19 protein-coding genes are annotated in these 20,698 nt (G+C 62.3%); 14 read left to right on the forward strand and 5 right to left on the reverse strand.

Translation table 11 applies throughout. The features are described 5' to 3' along the window. Positions 1-61: 61 nt before the first annotated feature. Positions 62-1,546 carry an AMP nucleosidase gene (locus P775_RS24355; RefSeq protein WP_099913416.1) on the forward strand — a complete coding sequence of 495 codons (1,485 nt, stop codon included), beginning with the start codon at positions 62-64 and terminating at the stop codon, positions 1,544-1,546. Positions 1,547-1,677: 131 nt separating this feature from the next. Next, positions 1,678-1,965 (forward strand): HU family DNA-binding protein, encoded by a 288-nt coding sequence (locus P775_RS24360; RefSeq protein WP_099913417.1) that lies wholly within the window; start codon positions 1,678-1,680, stop codon positions 1,963-1,965. 145 nt (positions 1,966-2,110) lie between these two features. Here P775_RS24360 and P775_RS24365 read toward each other — a convergent pair whose 3' ends face one another. Continuing rightward, complete coding sequence (locus P775_RS24365; RefSeq protein ID WP_099913418.1) at positions 2,111-2,785, reverse strand: GNAT family N-acetyltransferase; 675 nt, start codon at positions 2,783-2,785, stop codon at positions 2,111-2,113. A gap of 72 nt (positions 2,786-2,857) precedes the next feature. Then, positions 2,858-4,246 (reverse strand): aminotransferase family protein, encoded by a 1,389-nt coding sequence (locus tag P775_RS24370; RefSeq protein ID WP_099913419.1) that lies wholly within the window; start codon positions 4,244-4,246, stop codon positions 2,858-2,860. Between the two features lie 403 nt (positions 4,247-4,649). Here P775_RS24370 and P775_RS24375 point away from each other — a divergent pair, with 403 nt between their 5' ends. The 7 genes from P775_RS24375 to P775_RS24405 all read left to right on the forward strand — a co-directional run bounded on the left by P775_RS24375 (position 4,650) and on the right by P775_RS24405 (position 14,230). Continuing rightward, on the forward strand, positions 4,650-5,651 hold the full coding sequence (locus tag P775_RS24375) for a taurine ABC transporter substrate-binding protein (RefSeq protein WP_425439934.1): 1,002 nt from the start codon (positions 4,650-4,652) through the stop codon (positions 5,649-5,651). A gap of 108 nt (positions 5,652-5,759) precedes the next feature. Further along, complete coding sequence (locus P775_RS24380) at positions 5,760-6,566, forward strand: taurine ABC transporter ATP-binding protein (RefSeq protein WP_099913494.1); 807 nt, start codon at positions 5,760-5,762, stop codon at positions 6,564-6,566. Then, a complete protein-coding gene (locus tag P775_RS24385; protein WP_099913420.1) occupies positions 6,563-7,828 on the forward strand; it encodes an ABC transporter permease in 1,266 nt (421 codons plus the stop codon). The genes P775_RS24380 and P775_RS24385 overlap by 4 nt, the downstream gene beginning before the upstream one ends. 141 nt (positions 7,829-7,969) lie before the next feature. Then, positions 7,970-8,749: a uracil-DNA glycosylase gene (locus P775_RS24390; RefSeq protein ID WP_099913421.1), complete on the forward strand. Its 780-nt coding sequence runs from the start codon at positions 7,970-7,972 to the stop codon at positions 8,747-8,749. A 3-nt stretch (positions 8,750-8,752) separates the two neighbouring features. Beyond that, the gene (gene moaB, locus P775_RS24395; protein ID WP_099913422.1) at positions 8,753-9,295 is read left to right on the forward strand and encodes a molybdenum cofactor biosynthesis protein B; all 543 of its coding nucleotides are present in this window, start codon (positions 8,753-8,755) and stop codon (positions 9,293-9,295) included. Between the two features lie 90 nt (positions 9,296-9,385). Continuing rightward, positions 9,386-10,855, forward strand: coding sequence for an efflux RND transporter periplasmic adaptor subunit (locus P775_RS24400; protein ID WP_099913423.1), 1,470 nt, complete (start codon positions 9,386-9,388; stop codon positions 10,853-10,855). Between the two features lie 3 nt (positions 10,856-10,858). After that, positions 10,859-14,230 carry an efflux RND transporter permease subunit gene (locus P775_RS24405; protein WP_099913424.1) on the forward strand — a complete coding sequence of 1,124 codons (3,372 nt, stop codon included), beginning with the start codon at positions 10,859-10,861 and terminating at the stop codon, positions 14,228-14,230. Positions 14,231-14,255: 25 nt separating this feature from the next. On the opposite strand, the gene P775_RS24410 is transcribed toward P775_RS24405, so the two are convergent. Then, positions 14,256-15,059: a protein-disulfide reductase DsbD domain-containing protein gene (locus P775_RS24410; RefSeq protein ID WP_099913495.1), complete on the reverse strand. Its 804-nt coding sequence runs from the start codon at positions 15,057-15,059 to the stop codon at positions 14,256-14,258. A 141-nt stretch (positions 15,060-15,200) separates the two neighbouring features. Here P775_RS24410 and P775_RS24415 point away from each other — a divergent pair, with 141 nt between their 5' ends. From P775_RS24415 to P775_RS24435, 5 genes are all read left to right on the forward strand, one after another. Continuing rightward, positions 15,201-15,773 carry a YqgE/AlgH family protein gene (locus P775_RS24415; protein ID WP_099913425.1) on the forward strand — a complete coding sequence of 191 codons (573 nt, stop codon included), beginning with the start codon at positions 15,201-15,203 and terminating at the stop codon, positions 15,771-15,773. A gap of 134 nt (positions 15,774-15,907) precedes the next feature. Then, positions 15,908-17,623 carry an acyl-CoA dehydrogenase gene (locus tag P775_RS24420; RefSeq protein WP_099913426.1) on the forward strand — a complete coding sequence of 572 codons (1,716 nt, stop codon included), beginning with the start codon at positions 15,908-15,910 and terminating at the stop codon, positions 17,621-17,623. Further along, entirely contained in the window at positions 17,623-18,663 is a 1,041-nt protein-coding gene (locus P775_RS24425; RefSeq protein ID WP_099913427.1) for an MBL fold metallo-hydrolase, read from the forward strand. Before P775_RS24420 ends, P775_RS24425 begins: the two co-directional genes overlap by 1 nt. A gap of 178 nt (positions 18,664-18,841) precedes the next feature. Then, positions 18,842-18,976 (forward strand): aa3-type cytochrome c oxidase subunit IV, encoded by a 135-nt coding sequence (locus P775_RS24430; protein ID WP_099913428.1) that lies wholly within the window; start codon positions 18,842-18,844, stop codon positions 18,974-18,976. 35 nt (positions 18,977-19,011) lie between these two features. Then, positions 19,012-19,650, forward strand: coding sequence for a hypothetical protein (locus P775_RS24435; protein ID WP_099913429.1), 639 nt, complete (start codon positions 19,012-19,014; stop codon positions 19,648-19,650). Here the strand turns inward: P775_RS24435 and P775_RS24440 are convergent. Beyond that, positions 19,643-19,969, reverse strand: a complete 327-nt coding sequence (locus P775_RS24440) for an AzlD domain-containing protein (protein WP_099913430.1) — start codon at positions 19,967-19,969, stop codon at positions 19,643-19,645. The two genes, P775_RS24435 and P775_RS24440, sit on opposite strands and share 8 nt — an antisense overlap. Beyond that, entirely contained in the window at positions 19,966-20,679 is a 714-nt protein-coding gene (locus P775_RS24445) for an AzlC family ABC transporter permease (protein ID WP_099913496.1), read from the reverse strand. The genes P775_RS24440 and P775_RS24445 overlap by 4 nt, the downstream gene beginning before the upstream one ends. Positions 20,680-20,698: the final 19 nt, after the last annotated feature.

Consider the following 20,698-nt stretch of genomic DNA (forward strand, 5'->3'; position numbering starts at 1 on the left):
CGCGGGTTGATCCTGCTGTGCGTTGGTGTCAGTTTGCCGCAACAGAGCACGCGAGGGGCGAATGCAGGATCAGTCAATCAGTCTTGAGATCATATCGCCGGATGTCCCGGCGCCCGAGCTGTTCGAGGATGCCGCCGCAGCCGTGGACCGCCTTTGCGCGCTTTATGAAGCGGGCGTCAGTTTCCTGTGCGACCGGTTCAATACGGCGATGGTCGAAGGCCATCCGGGTGTGCGCTACCGTGCGTTTTATCCCGAAGTGCGCCTTACCACGACCACCTTTGCCAAGGTCGACAGTCGCCTGAGCTTTGGTCATGTTGCAGCGCCGGGCACCCATGCCACAAGTGTGACCCGGCCCGACCTGTTCCGGAAATATCTGCTGCAGCAAATCGGCCTGCTGCTGGCGAACCACGGTGTGCCGGTGCAGGTGGGGCTGTCGGATACGCCGATGCCGGTGCATTTTGCCGTGGCGAACCGTGCTGGTGTGACGGTCCCGCAAGAAGGCGCGGCCGATTTTACTCTGCGTGATGTCTTTGACGTGCCGGATCTTAACACCACCAATGATGATATCGTCAACGGTCTGGCCAAACCTGCCGCCGATGGCACAGAGGCGTTGGCGCCTTTCACCGCGCAGAGGGTGGATTATTCGCTGGCACGGCTTGCGCATTACACCGCGACAGATCCCGAGCATTTCCAGAACCACGTGCTGTTCACCAACTACCAGTTCTACGTGAGTGAATTCGAGGCCTATGCCCGTGCCATGCTGGCCGATCCCGACAGCGGCTACATCAGCTTTGTGTCCACTGACAATGCCGAGATCACCGGCCCAGAGGACGAGATCCTGTCGTCCGGCAAGATGCCGCAGATGCCGACCTATCACCTCAAGCGCGCCGGGGGCGGCGGGATCACGCTGGTCAATATCGGGGTCGGGCCGAGCAATGCCAAGACCGCGACGGACCATATCGCCGTGCTGCGCCCGCATGCCTGGCTGATGGTTGGCCATTGCGCTGGCCTGCGCAATTCGCAGTCTCTGGGTGATTTCGTGCTGGCCCACGCCTATCTGCGCGAGGATCGCGTGCTGGACGATGATCTGCCGGTCTGGGTGCCGATTCCGGCGCTGGCGGAAATCCAGATCGCCCTCGAACGCGCGGTGGCGCAGGAAACGCAACTAGAGGGTTATGACCTCAAGCGGATCATGCGCACGGGCACGGTCGCGAGCGTCGACAACCGCAACTGGGAGCTGCGCGACAAGCGCGGTCCGGTGCAGCGGCTGAGCCAGTCCCGAGCCGTGGCGCTGGACATGGAGAGTGCAACCATCGCCGCGAATGGTTTCCGGTTCCGGGTGCCCTATGGCACGCTGCTGTGTGTCAGCGACAAGCCGTTGCACGGAGAGCTGAAGTTGCCCGGAATGGCGTCGGATTTCTACCGCACCCAGGTGGCGCGGCATCTGATGATCGGTATCCGCGCCATGGAACAGCTGCGTGACATGCCGCTGGAGCGCATCCACAGCCGCAAGCTGCGCAGCTTTGACGAGACGGCGTTTCTGTGACCCAAGGGAAACCGACGCTAGATAAGTGTTTTTCCCTTGCAAATATACACTAATCGTTGTGTTTGCTCGCTACATGCGGTTTAGTTGACCGAACGAGGCCCTATAGAACGGGCGCATAAGGAGACCATGAAATGGCGAAACCGATGACCAAGACGCAGCTTGTGGCCGCTCTGGCTGAAGAAATGGGTAGCGACAAGAAAGCGGCTGGCGCTGCGCTTGACGCCGTCTGCAATCTGATCACCAAGGAAGTGGCCGATGGCGGCGCTGTCACGCTTCCCGGTGTGGGCAAGATCTATTGCCGCGAGCGTCCCGAGCGGATGGTGCGCAACCCGGCGACGGGCGAGCAGTTCAAGAAAGAGGCCGACAAGGTGGTCAAGGTGACCATTGCGAAGGCTCTGAAGGACAGCGTGAACGGCTGATTGCTGCCTTGAAGCAGTTCGAAGGGGTCGTCGTCTGACGGCCCTTTTTTTTATGTCTTTTCAAAGACTTGGCGGGCAACGCAGGTGGGCTGGCGCACAAGACTTTTTTGAAGAGTCTTGGCAAAAATTTCGTGAATTTTTTGGGTCAGCGCAGGGATGTGATCTGGTGCCCGGCAGAATCGAAATTCGAGGGGTCCAGCCAGGCAGTCATGCGCGCCTTCAGAGCGGGCCATTCGTGGTCGAGAATGGAAAACCACGCGGTGTCACGGTTGCGTCCCTTGACCACCGTGGCCTGACGGAATGTTCCCTCATAGGTAAGGCCCAGCCGTTCGGCGGCGCGGCGCGAGGGGGCGTTCAGCGCGTCGCATTTCCATTCATAGCGCCGGTATCCCAGCTCATCGAAGGCACGCGCCATCATCAGCGCCATGGCCTCGGTTGCGAGCGCCGTGCGCTGGAGCGTGGGGGCAAAGTGGATATGTCCGACCTCGATAACGCCATTCGCCGGGTCTATGCGCAGATAACTGGCGAGCCCCAAAGCCTTGCCGTCCGGCGCACAGATCGTGTGAAACAGCGGATCGTCGCCGAGGCAGGTCGCGGACAACCAGTCACCAAAGGCCGTTTCGGACTCGAAGGGACCATAGGGCAGGTAGGTCCAGTCGCGGGCTCCGGTATCTGCGACAAAGGCGGCATGCAGGTCGGCCGCATGATCGGGTGTCGTGGGCACCAGTTTGCCAAACCGGCCTAGCATTTCGGCGCATGGCGGGCGCGGTCGGGGCAGGGCCAGAGCGACAGGCGCGCCGACAGGTTGCTGAGCGGACATTTGACGAGCTTTCAAAGGGTATGAAGTGCGAGGCAGCCCCACCCCGCATCTGCGGGGTGGGGGCCGTGTCAATCAGCCAAAGACGCGGGTCAGGGCGCCATCGACGGCCGCCAGAATGTTGTCGATGTCATCCTTGGTAGCGATCAGTGCGGGGCTGAAGCACAGGGTGTTGTTATACCCCGGCACCGACCGGTTGGTCGCGCCGATGATCACACCCTGCGCCATGCAATCGGCCACCACCGCGCCGACCATCTTTTCCGCAGCCGGTGTGCGGCTGTCGCGGTCGCTGACCAGTTCGGCGCCCAGGAACAGGCCCTTGCCGCGCACATCGCCGATGATCTCGTGCCGGTCCATCATCGCGCGCAGCTGGTCGAGCATGTAGTCGCCCATCTTAGTGGTGTTCTCCAGCAGGCCTTCATCCTCGATGATACGCAGGTTTTCCAGCGCCGCCGCCGGGCCGGCCGTGCAGCCGCCAAAGGTCGAGATGTCGCGGAAATAGTCCAGCGGATCGGTCGCATCTGATTTGAACATGTCAAAGACACGCTCGGAGGTCACGCAGCAGGCGATGGCGGCGTAGCCGCTCGCGACGCCCTTGGCCATGGTCACGAAATCCGGCTCGACCCCGTAATGCTGATAGCCGAACCATGTGCCGGTGCGGCCCACGCCGCAGACGACTTCGTCGATATGCAGCAGGATGTCATACTTTTTGCAGATCTCGCCCACGCGCTGCCAGTAGCCTGCGGGCGGGGTGATGACGCCGCCGCCGGCTGTGACCGGCTCAAGGCAGAGCGCACCCACGGTGTCGGGGCCTTCGCGCAGGATGACCGCTTCGATCTGATCCGCGGCCCATTCGCCGTAGTTTTCAACCGGTGCGCCCTGATCGGCTGCGCGGTATTCCAGGCAATGGGGCACACGCACGAAGCCATCGGCAAAGGGGCCGTACTGGGCGTTACGCTCGTCCTGACCACCGGCCGAGAGGCAACCGATGGTGGTGCCGTGATAGTCCCGCTCGCGATACAGGATCTTGTGCTTCTTGCCGCCATAGCGCTTGTGCGCGATCTGGCGGACCATCTTGAAGGCCTTCTCGTTCGCCTCTGACCCCGAGTTGGTGTAATAGACGCGGGTCAGACCGGGCATTTTCGAGATCAGCTTTTCCGAGAACAGAGCGCCCGGGATCGACCCGGCGGAGCCTGCGAAATAGTTCAGCTTGATCAGCTGGTCGCGCACGGCATTGGCGATGCTTTCGCGGCCATAGCCGACGTTGACGGTCCAGACACCGCCGGACACCGCATCAAGGTGTTCCTTGCCGTGCTGGTCCCAGACCTTCATGCCCTTGCCTTCGACGATGATGCGGGGATCTGTCGTCTCGTAGGGTTTGTGCTGGCTCAGGTGGTGCCAGACATGGGCCTTGTCTGCTGCAACAACACGGCTGAGATCGTTGTCGGAAAATGTGCCGTCCATGAGAAACTCCTGTGGAATGAGGGCGGGCCATAGGGTCAATGGCCCCGGGCCATATGCGGACCGTGACTTTGGCACATCAGCCCCTTTCCTAGGCAATGGTTAGGGCCAGATCATATTCGCCGATAGGTCCAGAGGCGGGGCGAGCGTTCTTTTTTCCGCTGAAGATTGTTGGTGAGGCTTCGGAAAACCCCTGAATTTCAGTTGTTTTGCTGTGTTCGCTCGTCTCTTGCGGGGCGGTGAAGCTCTGGGTCCGGTTCTGAAAAAGCGTTGATCGCTGCCGCTTTTTCCGTTCGAATTTTCAGCAGAGCGCCGCGACGGGCGCCAGAGAGGCACAAAGAGGCGAGCCATCGCCCGAGATGCCGCAACGCGCCGCCGGTCATCGGGGGCCAAGGGGAGTTTGGTGATGATGAAGCGAATGATGATGGGTACGGCTGCCGCCCTTGCTCTGGTCAGTGCGGGGCAGCTCCATGCGGCGGCGCATGGCTCGCTCACGGTGGGCTATTTCCTCGAATGGCCGATGCCCTTCGAATACGCCAAGCAAATGGGCACCTATGACGAGGCGCTGGGGATGACCGTGAACTGGGTGTCCTTTGACACCGGTACGGCGATGTCCGCAGCGATGGCGTCGGGCGACGTGCAGATGTCGGTCAGCCAGGGCGTGCCGCCGTTTGTTGTGGCCACCTCTGCCGGGCAGGATCTGCAGGTCCTTGATGTGGCGGTCAGCTATTCCGACAACGACAACTGCGTCGTGGCCGAAGCGCTGGAGATCGACAAGGACAGCGCGGATGAGCTGGCGGGCAAGAAAGTCGCGGTGCCGCTGGGCACCGCTGCACATTATGGTTTCCTGCGCCAGATGGATCATTTCGGCGTTGATCTCGCGAGCCTGGATATCGTTGATATGGCCCCGCCAGACGGCGCTGCGGCCTTCGCTCAGGGCGCCGTCGATATGTTCTGCGGGTGGGGCGGTTCGCTGCGTCGGGCCAAGGAATTCGGCAATGTGCTGCTGACTGGTGCCGAGAAAGAGGATCTGGGCATTCTGGTGTTTGACGTCACCTCGGGCCCCGCCTCCTGGGTGGCCGAGAACAGTGATACGGTGGCCAAGTTCCTTAAGGTGACGGCGGATGCCAACGCCATGTGGGCGGATGAGGCGAACCATGCCGAAATGCTGCCGGTGATCGCCAAAGATGCCGGCATGTCCGAAGAGGCGACGGCAGAGACGATGGCAACGTTTGTCTTTCCCTCGGTCGCGGATCAGCTGTCGCCAAAATGGCTGGGAGGCGGCGCGCAAGAGTTCATGGGGGGTGTGGCAGAGGTCTTTGTCGACGCGGGCTCCATCGACTCGGCTTTGCCGAGCTATGCGGATCGGGTGAATACCGGACCGTTGAGCGCTGGTGAAGGCCTTTAAGCCACACGCCCTTGCAAGCGTGCTCTCTCCGGGTCCGATCAATCTGGGGGGAGGGGGGCACGCGAGGGTTTCAGGGGCGCGCATCACCACCATGAACAGCGGATGAATATGACCGGACTCTCGATCAAGCACCTCTCGATGCGCTTTGATTTGCCTAACGGCAGCTCTGTTCAGGCGCTCAAGGACGTTTCCCTCGACCTCGCTCAGGGCGAGCTTCTGTCGGTGCTGGGGCCGTCAGGGTGCGGCAAAACCACTTTGCTTAACATCGTGGCGGGGTTTCTGGCCCCGACGGACGGGAAGATCGTACTGAATGGTCATCGTGTGACAGGGCCGGATGCGGAGCGCGGCATGGTGTTCCAGCAGGGCGCGCTGTTTGAATGGATGAACGTGCGCGAAAACGTCAGCTTTGGTCCGCGCATGGCGGGCAAGCGGGAACGCGACTATGGCAGTCATGTGGACCACCTTCTGGACGTTGTCGGCCTGCGCGATTTCAAGGAAAAGTCGGTGTACGAGCTGTCCGGCGGGATGCAGCAGCGCGTCGCGCTGGCACGCTGTCTGGCGAACGACCCGGATGTGATCCTGATGGACGAGCCGCTGGGGGCACTGGATGCGCTGACACGCGAAAAGATGCAGTCGCTGGTTCTGAAGCTCTGGAAAGAGACCGGCAAGACCATCATCCTGATCACCCATTCCGTAGAAGAGGCGCTGCTGCTGGGCGAACGCCTGCTGGTCATGGCGCCGCGTCCGGGGCGCATCCACCGCGAATACCGGCTGCCCTTTGCAGATATGGGGGTGGCAACCGATCTGCGGCAGGTCAAGAAGCACCCGGATTTTGCCCAGCGGCGCGAGGAAATCCTGAGTATGATCTGGGACATGGAAGAGGAAATCATGGGCCGTACAGAGGGCGCGTCATGATCGTTTTCATTCTTTATGTCCTGATATTCGTGACCTCCTATTTTCTGGTCAAGGCCATCGTGACGCGGGCAACCAATGATTATGCCTCGCTCAAGACCGTGACCTTTGGTGATGAAAGCGCGGTGGTGCCAAACCGCTTCGCCTCTGTCATCTCGATCCTGACGATCTTTCTGCTCTGGGCGGCGTTCACCGGATCGTCGCTTGTGCCGTCCTTTTTGCACGCGCCGGGGCCGTTCATCGGCACAGCCACGTTCGATTATACGGCCGAACTGAGTGACGGACAGCGTGACGATGCCACGGTGACTGTGGTGGTGACGCGGGCGGGGGAAGAGCCGGTGATGCCCGAGGTGGACCCCGGGACAGGTTTTGCCAAGAACGATGTGGACGAGATCGGCGCCTGGCGGTCTGGCCTGATCCGGGTGGAGCGCAACGACGAGGTGCCGGAAGGTATCACCGAAAGCGTTGTGGCGGTGAACGGGGAACCTCTGGCCCCCGGCGGATCGGTCGAGACGAATTATGGCCGGGTGGGGATGAGCCCGAAGGGCACGCTGAACTTTGAGCCCGCCAAGGGCTGGCAGATGGAGCCGATCTGGCTGCCTTCCCCCGAAGCGGTCGCTGCGCGGTTCATGGATATTGCGCGCGATGGTTATCGCGACAGCACCTTGCTGGAGCATCTGGGATATTCGCTGTTTCGGGTGGTGGTCGGGTTCCTTTTTGGCGCGCTGATCGGGATTCCGCTGGGCTATGCCATGGGTCTGTCGGACTGGTTTCGCGGCTGGTTCGATCCGATTGTCGAATTCATGCGGCCGGTGCCGCCGCTTGCGCTGATCCCGCTGGTGATCATCTGGGCGGGTATTGGCGAGACGGGCAAAATCATCCTGCTGTTTCTGGCCGCTCTCTGGATCATGGCGATTGCGGCGCGGTCGGGCGTGTCCGGGGTCAAGATTTCCAAGGTGCATGCGGCCTATTCTCTGGGCGCGAGCAAGGCGCAGATCATGCGCTATGTGATCGTGCCGAATTCGCTGCCCGAGATCTTCACCGGGGCACGTGTGGCGATGGGGGTGTGCTGGGGCACGGTGGTCGCGGCAGAGCTTGTTGCCGCTGAAAAGGGGGCTGGCATGATGATCATGGTGGCGTCCAAGTTCCAGCTGACAGACATCGTGATCATGGGGATCATCATGATCGGTGTCATCGGGTTCGGCATCGACATGTTGATGCGCTGGGCCGAGCGGGTGATGGTGCCCTGGAAGGGCAAGGGGTGATCGCCTAATCCATCGCCTTTGCAGGATGCCTGCAAGAATTTTAATAAAATTCTTTCTAAAACTTTTCTTAAAAGTTTTGCGGCTGGTGCGTCTGTCAGGGCAACCCTTCCGGCCCGACGCGCGGCGCTGTAGGGTACGCATATGGAATCGGAACTTGATTGGCACACGGCGCGCGCCCTGCTGGAATGGCAGGTGGACCTTGGGGTGACCGAGACGATCTCGGACTCGCCCATCAACCGCTATGAGGCGGCAGCAGAGATGGTTGCGGCCGCCGCCACCGCAGCGACAGTGGCGCTGGCTGGGCCGCAGCCGATGGCTGGGGCCGATCCGGTCGCCGCGGCGACAATGGCGGCTGCGGGTGCGGCGGATCTGGATGCACTGCGCCAGGCGATGGAGCATTACGGGCACTGCGATCTGCAGAAGGGCGCGCGCAATCTGGTCTTTTCCGATGGCCACCCCGTCGCCCGGATCATGCTGATCGGAGAAGCGCCGGGACGTGAGGAAGATCTGAAGGGCAGACCTTTTGTGGGCAAGGCGGGGCAACTTCTGGACCGCATGCTGGACGCAATTGGTCTGGCCCGCGACCGCGAGGATGACAGGGCAGTTTATATCACCAATGTCGTGCCCTGGCGCCCGCCGCAGAACCGTGACCCGAGCCAAGCAGAAATCGACATGATGTTGCCGTTTCTGGCGCGGCATGTGGCGCTGGTGAAGCCGGACGTGCTGGTGCTGATGGGCAATATTTCCTGTCAGGCCTGCCTTGGCAAACGCGGCATCACCCGGCTGCGCGGCCAGTGGACCGAGGCGTTTGGTCTGCCGACCCTGCCGATGGTCCACCCCGCCTATCTGCTGCGCCAGCCTATCGCCAAGCGCGAGGCCTGGGCCGATCTGCTGAACCTGCAGGCCAAACTGAAGGGATAGGACATGAGTCGTATCGACGAGACCCGCGACTTTGTGCCGGTGCGCATCGCCGTGCTGACGGTCAGCGACACGCGGGATGCGACGCAGGACCGTTCGGGCGATGCCTTGGTGGCGCGGTTGACCGGCGCCGGTCATGTGCTGGCCGATCGCAAGATCCTGCGCGATGAGCGCGATGAGATTGCCAGCCAGCTGCGCGACTGGTGCGCTGATCCTGCAATCGATGTGGTGATCAGCACCGGTGGTACGGGCCTGACGGGGCGCGATGTGACGGTCGAGGCGCACAGGGATGTCTATGAAAAGGAAATCGACGCCTTCGGCACGGTTTTCACCATCGTCTCGATGAACAAGATCGGCACCAGCGCGGTGCAAAGCCGCGCCACCGGAGGCGTCGCCAATGGCACCTATCTCTTTGCGCTGCCGGGTAGCCCGGGGGCCTGCAAGGATGCCTGGGACGAAATTCTTGTCAAACAGCTCGATTATCGCCATCGCCCCTGCAACTTTGTCGAAATATTGCCGCGTCTGGATGAACATCAGCGACGGAAATAGCGCAGCGCCCCGTATCAGATGTCACGGGGTTGTGGCTTGGCAGGTGTCGCTCTGCCGCTACGTGATCGGACGGACAGAAAAAGGGGCGCCATGCGGTTTCTGAGACAGAGCCTGACCGGATTGTTTCTGGCGTCGCTGACGCTGGGTTTGCTGGTTTACGCCGCCGCGCTGGTGGGGGAGGCGATACAGGTCCGCATGGCGGACAAACCGCACGTTCCGCAGAATCGCGAGAGGGTCTTTGCGGTCAATACGGTCCGCGCCGAGGCGGGTGCGATTGCGCCGGGCCTGACAGCCTTTGGCCGGATCCAGAGCAGTCGCTCGCTGGAGTTGCGTGCCGCTGCCACCGGTCGGCTGATCGACTTTGCCCCGGAATTTGAAGAGGGTGGACGGGTCACCGAGGGCCAGCTTCTGGCGCGCGTTGATCCGGCAGAGGCGCAGGCCGAGCTGGACCGCGCACAAAGTGACGTTCTGGACGGCGAGGCCGAGACGCGAGAGGCTGCGCGGGGCCTTGACCTTGCCCAGGATGATCTGGCCTCGGCGGCGGAGCAGGCCGAGCTCTACGAGCGGCAGTTCCAGCGACAGGTCGAGTTGAAAAGAATGGGGGCGGGTACCGATACGGCGGCGGATACGGCGGAGTTGTCCGCCTCGACCGCGCGGGGGGCAGTGCTGACCCGGCGCAAGGCCCTGGCCGAGGCGGAGGCGCGGGTGGATCAGGCGGTGACCACGTTGTCGCGGGCTGAAATCGCCCGGAGCGAAGCGGAGCGCCAGCTGAAAGACACAGAAATTCGCGCTGGTTTCAACGGGACGCTGAGCGCGGTCAGCGTGATCGAAGGGCGGCTGGTGTCGGCCAACGAACAGCTGGCGCAGCTGATCGATGCAGAGGCGCTTGAGGTGGTTTTTCGCGTTTCGACCCAGCAATATACCCGGCTTCTGGATGATGACGGGCGGCTGCGGCAGTCGCCTGTCACGGTCACGCTGGATGTTTATGGCACCGACCTTGTCGCCACGGGCGTTCTGACCCGTGAAGGGGCTGAGGTGGGCGAGGGGCAAACCGGGCGCCAGCTGTTTGCGCGGCTGGACGCGGCGCGCGGGTTGAAACCCGGGGATTTTGTCACTGTCACGATTGACGAGGCGCCGCTGAACAATGTGGTGCGGCTGCCGTCTTCGGCCCTGAGCGCGCAGGGCGATGTGCTGGTGCTGGGCGCCGAGGATCGGCTGGAGGTGCTGGAGGTGCAGTTGCTTCGCCGTCAGGGTGATGATGTGCTGGTGCGCGCCGCCGCGCTGGAAGGCCGCGATGTGGTGGTCGAACGCACGCCGCTTCTGGGCGCGGGGATCAAGGTGCGGGCCCTGTCCCCCGCCGGGGCCGCGCCGGTGCCAGAGGCCAATGCCACACCCGCGATGCTGGAGCTGAGTGATGAGCGCCGCGCCCGTCTGATCGCGCTGGTCGAGGGCAATGGGAGGATGCCCGATGAGGCCAAGCAACGCATCCTGGCTCAACTGGGCGCGCCGCAGGTGCCCGCGCAGGTTGTGGAGCGGCTTGAAGCGCGGATCGGGGGCTAGCGGGTGGTTGGGGGTATCCTGAGCTATTTCACCCGGCACCGCACGCTGGCCAACCTGCTTCTGGTTCTGATGCTGGCCGCCGGGGTAACGGCGCTGCCCAAGATGCGCGCGCAGTTCTTTCCGGATGTGGTGATCGACAGCATTGATGTCAGCGTGACTTGGGACGGAGCGGGGGCCACGGATGTGGATTCGGCCATTGTGCAGGTTCTGGAACCTGCTCTGCTGGCAGTTGCCGGTGTGGACAATTCCGAATCGCGGTCGCGTCAGGGCAGTGCCAGCATTGCACTGGAATTCGAGCCGAACTGGGACATGGCCCGCGCAGCCGCCGATGTGCAATCTGCCGTCGATGCCGTGACCAGCCTACCGGAGGAAGCGGATGTGCCCGAGGTTACGCGCGGGTCCTGGTCTGACCGGGTGACGGATCTGGTGATCACAGGGCCGTTGGCACCCGATCAGCTGGCGCGCTTTGCCGATGAGCTGGTCGTGCGGCTGTTCGCCGAGGGCGTGACCCGCACCACCATCCGGGGACTTGCCGCGCCGCAGGTCATGGTTGAGGTGCCAAGCGCGAACCTGATCGCCTATGATGTGACGCTGAGCGATATCGCCGCCGCCATCGGCGCCGAGGTCAATGCCGATCCCGCAGGAGATGTGAGCGGGGCCAATGCACGCGTGCGCACTGGGATCGAGAAACGCTCGGCCGAGCAGATCGGCGGCATCGTGCTGCGTTCGAACGCGGATGGATCGACCCTGACGGTGGGGGATGTGGCACAGTTGCGGGTCGAAGGGATTGACCGCGCGCGCACCTATTTCGTTGGCGATAATCCTGCGATCTCGATTCGGGTGGACCGGACCGCGCGGGGGGATGCCATCGGCATTCAGCATCAGGTCGAACAGATCGCCGCCGAGATGCAGGAATACCTGCCGCAGGGCGTGACCATCGATCTGATCCGCACCCAGGCCGAGGCGATCAGCGCGCGGCTGAACATCCTGCTGGAAAACGGGATCAGCGGGCTGGTTCTTGTGGTGCTGTTGCTGTTTCTGTTCCTGAATGCGCGCACGGCCTTCTGGGTGGCGGCGGGGATTCCGACGGCGATGCTGGCGGCGATTGCGCTGATGTATACCTTTGGCATCACCTTCAACATGATATCGCTTTTCGCGCTGATCATCACGCTGGGGATCGTGGTGGATGATGCCATCGTGGTGGGCGAACATGCCGATCATCTGTCGCGGCGCGGCATGGCGCCAGTCGAGGCGGCAGAGACGGCGGCGCGGCGCATGGCGCTGCCGGTGTTCTGCGCCACGCTGACCACGGTGATCGCCTTTTGGGGCCTTGTGGTGGTCGGCGGGCAGTTCGGGGATCTGATCAAGGATATTCCCTATACAGTCATCACCGTGCTGCTTGCCTCTCTGGTCGAATGTTTCCTGATCCTGCCCAACCACATGTCCCATGCCATCGCGCATTCCGCCAAGGAACACTGGTATGATCTGCCCTCGCGGCTTGTGAACCGGGGGTTCCGGTGGATGCGCGACACATTGTTCCGCCCGCTGATGGCCGGCGTGGTAACGTTCCGTTATGCGGTGCTGGCCGGAGTGGTCGTGCTGCTGGCGTCGCAGATGGCGCTGCTGATCCGGGGGGATGTGCAGTGGCGGTTCTTCAATTCGCCGGAACAGGCGTCGGTCACTGGGAATTTCGCCATGGCGCCTGGAGCGACGCGGGCCGACAGTGTTGCGATGATGCAGGAAATGCAGCGCGCGACGGAGGCTTTGGGGCGCGAGTATGAGGAACAATACGGACTTAATCCCATCGCCTATGTGATTGCCGAAATCGGCGGCAATGCCGGGCGCGGTCTGGCCGGGACGGAGAGCAAGGATGCCGATCAGCTGGGGTCCATCTCGATCGAGCTGATCGAGGCGGATCAGCGCCCCTATTCCAGCGCGGCCTTTGTCACGGCCCTGCAGGAGGCGGTTGTGCCGCTTCCCATGGCGGAAACGGTCAGCTTTCGCGGCATGCGCTCTGGTCCCGGTGGGGATGCACTGGACGTTCAGTTCTACGGCGCCTCGGCGGAGGTGTTGAAATCTGCATCGGAGGCGCTGAAAACTGCGCTTGCGCGCTTCCCCGAAGTATCGGCGGTCGAGGACAATCTGGCCTACGACAAGGAAGAGCTTATCCTGGATCTGACGCCACAGGGGGCGGCGCTGGGGTTCGACATCGATTCGCTGGGTGCGACATTGCGCGCGCGTCTGAACGGGATCGAGGCGGGCACCTATCCCGATGGGCCGCGGTCTGCGGCGATCCGGGTCGAACTGCCCGAGGGCGAGCTGACGGCGGATTTTCTGGAACGGATGATGCTGCGCACGCCGGACGGGGCCTATGTGCTGCTGGCTGATATCGTCACGGTCAGCCGCGCCACCGGCTTTTCCACCGTGCGGCGGGAAAACGGTGTCCGGCTGATTTCCGTTACCGGCGATATTTCCGAAGATGACCCGGCCCGCGCGACCGAGATCATGCAGGCGCTGGAGCAGGAGATCCTGCCGCAGATCGCCGCCGAACGGCAGGTTGACTACCGTCTGTCGGGCCTGTCCGAGCAGGAGGATGCGTTCCTGAGCGATGCGCTTACCGGTCTGATCCTTGTGCTGCTGGGGATCTATCTGGTGCTTGCCTGGGTCTTTGCCAGCTGGACGCGGCCGCTGGTGGTGATGGCGATCATTCCCTTTGGCCTGGTCGGCACGATCTATGGCCATGCATTGTGGGATGTGCCGCTGAGCATGTTCACAGTGGTCGGTCTGCTGGGGATGACAGGGATCATCATCAACGATTCCATCGTGCTTGTGACGACGATTGACGAATACGGTGCGACCCGCGGTGTGGTGCCTGCGATCATCGACGGCACGGCGGACCGGCTGCGGCCGGTGATGCTGACCACTTTGACCACGGTTCTGGGGCTGGCACCGCTGCTTTACGAGGGGTCGGCAGATGCGCAGTTCCTGAAACCCACGGTGATCACGCTGGTCTACGGATTAGGCTTTGGCATGGTTCTGGTGCTGCTGGTGGTGCCCGCGCTGATCGCGGTGCAGCAGGATATGGCCCGCCAGATAAATGCTTTCCGGCGCGGGCTGCGATTTCGTCTGGGGGCGGTACGGGGGGTGATGCTGGCGGCGTCGGCGCTGCTGGCGATCTGGATGGTGGTCACGCTGGGCTGGACGGCGCTGACCGGCGATTTGCCGGTTGTTCTGCGCTTTGATCTGGTCGAGGCGATGGGCGCGTTGCAGGGAGCATTTGTGCTGTTTGTGCTGGGCGCGGCGGCGGTGTCGCTGGCAATCTATGGTCTGGCGGGTCTGGGATATGTTCTGCGGCGGCAGGGCGTGAAAAGCTGACTGATAAGCTTGCGTAATGGTCGCTTCAGCCGTCGCAACCCTTGATATCCACCGCATGTCCGTCGCTGAGCACGGTGATCCGCACCCCGGAGCGGTCCAGCGCGAAAGCATTGCCTTCGACCTGTGCCAGACGGGTTTCGATGATGAGATCGCCGTTGGCGGCGCGATGGGTCTTTGGCTCGGAGATCCAGAGCAGCGGGTTGGAGGTTTCGATCACTGTTTCTTCGCCGCCCTTGCCAATGGGCATGTCAATCTCTGTCCGCAGTGTGATGCCGTTTCCACTGGGCTCTACAGTGCAGCGCACCGATTTCACCTCAGCTTCGGCGCGTGAAAACGGCATATCGGCCAGTGCGCCCGCAATCATCGGATCGCGCAGCTGGGCGTTGGCGGGCAGGAGCGCGTTCACCTCGACCGTTTGGGGCACACAGATGTCGCTGCACACCCCCAGTTCGACAACACCGTGCAGCCGCATGTCCGCGCCCGGTGTGGCGCCAACCACCCGCAGGGGCAGGATCACCTCATGCGCATAGCCGACCGAACGCATGCCGCTTTGATGGAATATCTTTGGCGTGGGCCAGTTTACCCCGACTGCGGCAACATTGTCCGACCCTTGCCAGCTGAATTCCGGCGGAATGCCCGCATCGCCCGGGCTGCGCCAGTACGTTTTCCATCCCGGGGCAAGGGTCAGGTGCAACGCGGCCAAATGGCTGCCATCGGCCTGTCGCCAGCCGGGGCGCAACTCAGCGCTGATGATGTTCGACACATCCTGAGAAAATGCCGGAACAGGCAAGGCAAGGGTGCAGAGCAGGGCAAGGAGGGTATGTCTCATGACACTGAAATGGCAAGATTGCACTGAAATGAAAAGTAACGATCCGGCGATAGAGCGGTGAACGCGCCGCCGCACGCGCCCTTGCACCCCCGCGCCAGCGGGTACATGCTGACCTCAACCCTTTGGCTGCAAGGCAGAACCATGTCCAAGCTCGACCCCACCGGACTGACCGGAAAATTGCTGATTGCCATGCCCGGCATGGCGGATCCGCGTTTTGATCAGGCGGTCATCTTTCTGTGCGCCCATTCCGATGAAGGCGCGATGGGCCTGATGGTGAACAAGCCGACAAGCGAAGTGACCTTGCGCATGCTGCTTGAACAGCTGTCGATCGATCCCGTCGCGGATATTGATGGGCTGCAGGTGCATTATGGTGGCCCGGTCGAGATGGGGCGCGGTTTTGTGCTGCATTCGCCGGATTACGAATCGGTTGTTGCGACGCTAGAGGTGGATGACCGGTTTCACATGACGGCCACACTGGATGTGCTGGAAAGCATCGCAATCGGTGCCGGGCCCGAAACGCGGCTGATGCTGCTGGGGTATGCCGGTTGGGGACCCGGGCAGCTGGAGGGTGAGCTGGCCGCAAACGGCTGGCTGATCTGCGACGCCTCGCCCGAGCTGGTGTTCCGCGTCGAGGATGACGACAAATGGGAGGCGGCGCTGAATTCACTCGGGGTGTCGCCTTTGAATCTGTCGTCAGAGGGCGGCCGGGCCTGACACGTTTTGATACTGCGGTGTGACGCCGCGTTTCGGTTGAAGCGTTGCAGTGTGGCTATAATTCTGAACAATAGTTACGGACCCTGCGGCAAATCTGTCGCGCCATTGCCGGACCGGACGGATTGGAGAATCTCATGCCTTATCGTGCCCCCCTTTCTGACTACCGCTTTCTGTTCGATCACGTGGTGGATCTTAAAAAAGTTGCCGCAACGGAGAAGTTCGCGGAAGCCACGCCGGACATGGTCGAGGCGATCCTGACCGAGGCGGGGCGGATGTGCGAAGATGTGCTTGCCCCCCTGCAGCGCAGAGGTGATCTGCATCCCGCAAAGCTGGAAAATGGGGTGGTGCGCACGTCGCCTGGGTTTGCCGATGGATACAGGGCGATTGCGGAAGGGGGCTGGGTTTCGATCGCCGCCGATCCCGATCACGGTGGTATGGGGTTGCCGATGGCGGTCACCACGGCGGTGAATGAGATGATGTCGGCGGCCTGTCTGTCGTTGCAGCTGAACCCGCTGATGACACAGGGCCAGATCGAGGCGCTAGAACATCACGCCAGCGACGCATTGAAATCGCTGTACCTGCCCAAACTGATCACCGGCGCATGGGCGGGCACAATGAACCTGACCGAACCGCAGGCCGGGTCCGACGTCGGTGCCCTGCGCAGCAAGGCCGAACCGAACGGCGACGGATCTTACGCGATCACCGGTCAGAAAATCTATATCTCTTGGGGGGATAACGATTTTACCGAGAACGTTTGCCATCTGGTGCTGGCGCGTCTTCCGGACGCGGTCGAGGGGACAAAGGGGATTTCCCTGTTCCTCGTGCCCAAGTACTTGCCTGACGACACTGGCGCGCCGGGACAGGCGAATGAGCTGCGTGTGGTAAGCCTTGAGCACAAGATGGGCCTGCATGGATCACCCACCGCGGTGATGGAATACAGCGGTGCCAAAGGCTGGCTGGTCGGCCCCGAACATGGCGGCATGAAGTGCATGTTCACCATGATGAACAACGCGCGCCTTGGCGTCGGCGGGCAGGGCATCGGCGTGGCCGAAGGCGCCTATCAGCACGCGCTGGCCTATGCATCGGATCGCAAGCAGGGCCGCACACCCGTCGAGGGCGGCACCGGGGCGATTGTGGATCATGCGGATGTGCGCCGGATGCTGGCGACGATGAAGGCCGAGATCTTTGCCGCCCGTGCCATTGCCCTGTCCTGCGGTGTGGCCATCGACATGGCCAGGGCCACCGGAGAGGCGGACTGGTCCGCCCGCGCCGCGCTGCTGACCCCGATCACCAAGGCTTTTGGCACCGATACCGGTATCTCGGTCGCGGATATGGGGGTGCAGGTGCATGGCGGCATGGGATTCATCGAGGAAACCGGCGCCGCGCAGTTCAGCCGCGATGTGCGCGTGACGGCGATCTATGAGGGGACCAACGGCATCCAGTCGATGGATCTTGTGGCACGCAAGATGATGGATGGGGGCGAGGCCGCCTTTGGCCTGCTGGATGAGATCGAAGCCATGGCGGAATCGGCCAAGGCCACGCTGCCGGATCTGGCGATGCCGGTGTGGAACGCCGCCGAGACGCTGCGCGAGGCAGTTGAATGGCTGGTGGGACAGAGTGACATGAACACGCGCTTTGCCGGGGCTGTCCCGTTCCTGCGCGCCTTTGCCCGGGTACTGGGGGGGTATTACCATCTGCGCGCAGCGGTGGCGGACCCGGAGGGTGCCCGCGCCCGGCTGGCCCGCTTTTACATCCTGCGGTTGCTGCCCGAACACGTCGGCCTGCTAGCCCATGCGCGTGTCGGGGCCGAAGACCTCTATGCGCTCAGCCTCGAGGATCTGGCGGCGTGATGGACGGCGCTGCAGAGTATATACACTATCCTTGGCCCGACGCCCCGGCAGAGGGCGAAGCGATTGAGGTCGCGCCCGGCGTGCTGTGGATGCGCCTTCCGCTGCCGATGAAGCTGGACCATGTGAACGTCTATGCGCTGGACGATGGAGACAGCTGGACGATCATCGACACCGGGTTCCATTCGAAACGGTCGGTTGCCATCTGGCAGACGCTTCTGGCCGGGCCGCTGCAGGGCCGTCAAGTGGGCCGCGTGCTGGTCACCCATCACCACCCGGATCATGTGGGCATGGCGGGCTGGTTCCAAAAGGAGCAGGGCGCTGAGCTGATCACCACGCGCACCGCCTGGCTGTTTTCGCGCATGCTGACGCTGGATGCGCAGGACCTGCCCACGCAAGAAACGCTTACGTTCTGGCAACGCAGCGGGATGGATGCAGAGATTCTGGCAAAACGGACGGACGAGCGGCCGTTCAACTTTGCCGATGTGGTCTATCCGATGCCGCTGGGCTTCACCCGGATCCGACAGGACGACGTGATCCGCCTCGGTGGGCGCGACTGGGATGTGCACATCGGCAACGGCCATGCGCCGGAACATGCGACCCTGTGGTCGCGCGATGACAATCTGGTGCTGGCGGGTGATCAGATCCTGCCGTCGATCAGTTCCAACATCGGCGTCTACGCAACCGAGCCAGAGGCCGATCCGGTCGCCGATTGGCTGGAGGCCTGCGAGCGTTTGTCGCTGCTGGCGACGCCGGATCAGCTGGTTCTGGGGGGGCACAAGCTGCCCTTTACCGGGCTGCCCGCACGGATGCGTCAACTGATTGACAATCATCACGGCGCGCTGGGGCGGCTGGAAAAGCATCTGGTCATGCCGATGTCGGCGGGCGACTGTTTCGCACCGTTGTTCAAGCGCCGGATCGGCGAGGCGGAATATGGTCTCGCTCTGGTCGAGGCGATGTCGCATTGTCTTCACCTGTGGCATGAAGGGCGTGCCGAACGAACCCTGCGTGACGATGGGGCCTGGGTGTTTCAGGCGATCTGAGATGACGCAGGAGCGCTGCTGTCAGAATCGGGTGCTTCAGGCCATCGCCAATCCGGAGCGGACGTGATTTTTACCCCGCAGCTTTTCCCCGCGTCAGAATGCGCAGGACAAGCATCGTGACAGAGCGTGTCAAATGCGCTAATCAGCGCGGAATGTGTAACACATCGGAGGCCGGGACATGGCGGAACACAAGCAAGGCAGCATGGATATCACTGCCCAGGAGCGGACCTTTGACGGGTTCATCAGCATGGTTACCAAAGGGGTCGTTGTGATCCTGTGTCTGGTTGTGTTGATGGCGATTTTCAACGCCTGAGCCCTGTGGGCACAAAATATTCCGGGAGTTCCGCAATGAGGCTGCGTGCCTGTGTGCTGTCCATTGCGGCGGCATTTTTCTTGGCCGGTTGCGCCATGGATTCCAGCAAAACTGATTCTGCCCCAGACGTTATTGCGCGCGCGGCCTATCACCATGACGGGCCGCCCTCGCTGACCTTGTTCACAATGGTCAACAACGCGTCTGGAGCAGGCGCGCATTCAAGCCTGATGATCAACGGATCGCAGCGGGTGATTTTTGACCCGGCGGGTTCTGTGCGCCATTCCGCCGTGCCTGAGTCGCGAGATGTGCTTTACGGCATCACGCCGCGGATCGAGAAGTTTTACGAAAGTGCCCATGCTCGCACCACCTATCATGTGGTTATTCAGCAGGTAGATGTGCCCGCCGGCGTCGCGGAACGGGCGCTGCAACTCGCACAGGAGCGCGGACCGGTGCCGCAGATGTTCTGCACGCACAGCACATCGTCCATCCTGCGCGATCTACCGGGGTTCGAGAACATTCACACCACTTACTTCCCGAACAACCTGAAGGATCAGTTCGCCAAGCTGCCCGGGGTCACGACTCGCGAGATTTACGAAGATGACGATGATGACAAACGAGTGGCGATCGAACAGTTCAACGCCGCTCAAGAAGAGGCGCGGGCGGCCGTCAGGTGAGCAGGTAGCCCCCGGCCACCATGACCAACGCGCCCGACAGCATTGCCGCAATCACATTCTTGCTGACATAGCCGACACCAAGGGTGACTGCCGCGGCAAGCAGCCGTGTCGGTTCCGGATTGCCATCATTCGCCCCGGGCCACAGGATCAGCGGCGCAATCAGGGCGGGCAGCACGGCGACAGCGGTGTAGCGCAGATGACGCAGAAGCCAGGCGGGCAATTCCCGGTTGCCGACAAATCCCAGAAAGATGAAGCGCAGGGCAAAGCTGCCAAAACCCAGACCGATGATCACGGTCCAGAGGGTGGTGCTGTCGATCATGTCCTGCGCCTCGACTCAAAATACTGTTCCGCTTGGGCACCCGCCATCATGCCGCTGATGCCACCGACGATCAGCCCGAAATTATAGGGTAACCATGCGAAACCAAGGGCAAAGCACGCAGCGGTCACGGCAGCCACCTTATGGGCCGGGGTGCGCAGCATGGGCGCGATCATGGCCAGAAATGCGATGGGCACGGCAAAGTCGAGTCCCAGTTCGGTGGGAATGGCCGCGCCCAGCCAGGCCCCCAATAGCGTTGCAAGATACCACGGCGGGCAGACCGGTGTGGCAAGGCCGAAGAAATAAGCTGTCTTTTCGGACAGGCTGAGGCTGGGACGCTTTTCGAATTCAAGCATCGAGCCCGCATAGGTCTGATCCACCAGGAAATAAGATATCAGAGCCCTCTGCCACAATGGGGTCGAGCCGAGATGCGGGGTGAGCGAGGCGGAATACATCGCCATGCGCAGATTGACCGCCAGTGCCGAGGCCAGAACCACAGCCGTTGGGGCATGTTCGTTCATCAGGCTCAGTGCGGTGAATTGTGCTGCACCGGCAATGACGACAACGCTGAAGGAGACGGTTTCGATCAGGCTCAGCCCGGCCTCGGTTGCGACGACGCCGAACAGCATGCCGAAGGGGAGGACCATCAGCAGAAACGGCAACCCGTCCCGCAAACCCCGTGCGTAGCTTGACATTGCCCGTCCACCCGCCATGACTGTCCCCCGATCCAGA

The sequence above is a fragment of the Puniceibacterium antarcticum genome (assembly GCF_002760615.1).
Taxonomy (GTDB): domain Bacteria; phylum Pseudomonadota; class Alphaproteobacteria; order Rhodobacterales; family Rhodobacteraceae; genus Puniceibacterium; species Puniceibacterium antarcticum.

Coding starts and splice junctions, on each gene's coding strand:
- P775_RS24355 (WP_099913416.1), top strand. CDS start 62: ATGCAGGATCAGTCAATCAGTCTTGAGATCATATCGCCGGATGTCCCG.
- P775_RS24360 (WP_099913417.1), top strand. CDS start 1,678: ATGGCGAAACCGATGACCAAGACGCAGCTTGTGGCCGCTCTGGCTGAA.
- P775_RS24365 (WP_099913418.1), bottom strand. CDS start 2,785: ATGTCCGCTCAGCAACCTGTCGGCGCGCCTGTCGCTCTGGCCCTGCCC.
- P775_RS24370 (WP_099913419.1), bottom strand. CDS start 4,246: ATGGACGGCACATTTTCCGACAACGATCTCAGCCGTGTTGTTGCAGCA.
- P775_RS24375 (WP_425439934.1), top strand. CDS start 4,650: ATGATGAAGCGAATGATGATGGGTACGGCTGCCGCCCTTGCTCTGGTC.
- P775_RS24380 (WP_099913494.1), top strand. CDS start 5,760: ATGACCGGACTCTCGATCAAGCACCTCTCGATGCGCTTTGATTTGCCT.
- P775_RS24385 (WP_099913420.1), top strand. CDS start 6,563: ATGATCGTTTTCATTCTTTATGTCCTGATATTCGTGACCTCCTATTTT.
- P775_RS24390 (WP_099913421.1), top strand. CDS start 7,970: ATGGAATCGGAACTTGATTGGCACACGGCGCGCGCCCTGCTGGAATGG.
- moaB (WP_099913422.1), top strand. CDS start 8,753: ATGAGTCGTATCGACGAGACCCGCGACTTTGTGCCGGTGCGCATCGCC.
- P775_RS24400 (WP_099913423.1), top strand. CDS start 9,386: ATGCGGTTTCTGAGACAGAGCCTGACCGGATTGTTTCTGGCGTCGCTG.
- P775_RS24410 (WP_099913495.1), bottom strand. CDS start 15,059: ATGAGACATACCCTCCTTGCCCTGCTCTGCACCCTTGCCTTGCCTGTT.
- P775_RS24415 (WP_099913425.1), top strand. CDS start 15,201: ATGTCCAAGCTCGACCCCACCGGACTGACCGGAAAATTGCTGATTGCC.
- P775_RS24420 (WP_099913426.1), top strand. CDS start 15,908: ATGCCTTATCGTGCCCCCCTTTCTGACTACCGCTTTCTGTTCGATCAC.
- P775_RS24425 (WP_099913427.1), top strand. CDS start 17,623: ATGGACGGCGCTGCAGAGTATATACACTATCCTTGGCCCGACGCCCCG.
- P775_RS24430 (WP_099913428.1), top strand. CDS start 18,842: ATGGCGGAACACAAGCAAGGCAGCATGGATATCACTGCCCAGGAGCGG.
- P775_RS24435 (WP_099913429.1), top strand. CDS start 19,012: ATGAGGCTGCGTGCCTGTGTGCTGTCCATTGCGGCGGCATTTTTCTTG.
- P775_RS24440 (WP_099913430.1), bottom strand. CDS start 19,969: ATGATCGACAGCACCACCCTCTGGACCGTGATCATCGGTCTGGGTTTT.
- P775_RS24445 (WP_099913496.1), bottom strand. CDS start 20,679: ATGGCGGGTGGACGGGCAATGTCAAGCTACGCACGGGGTTTGCGGGAC.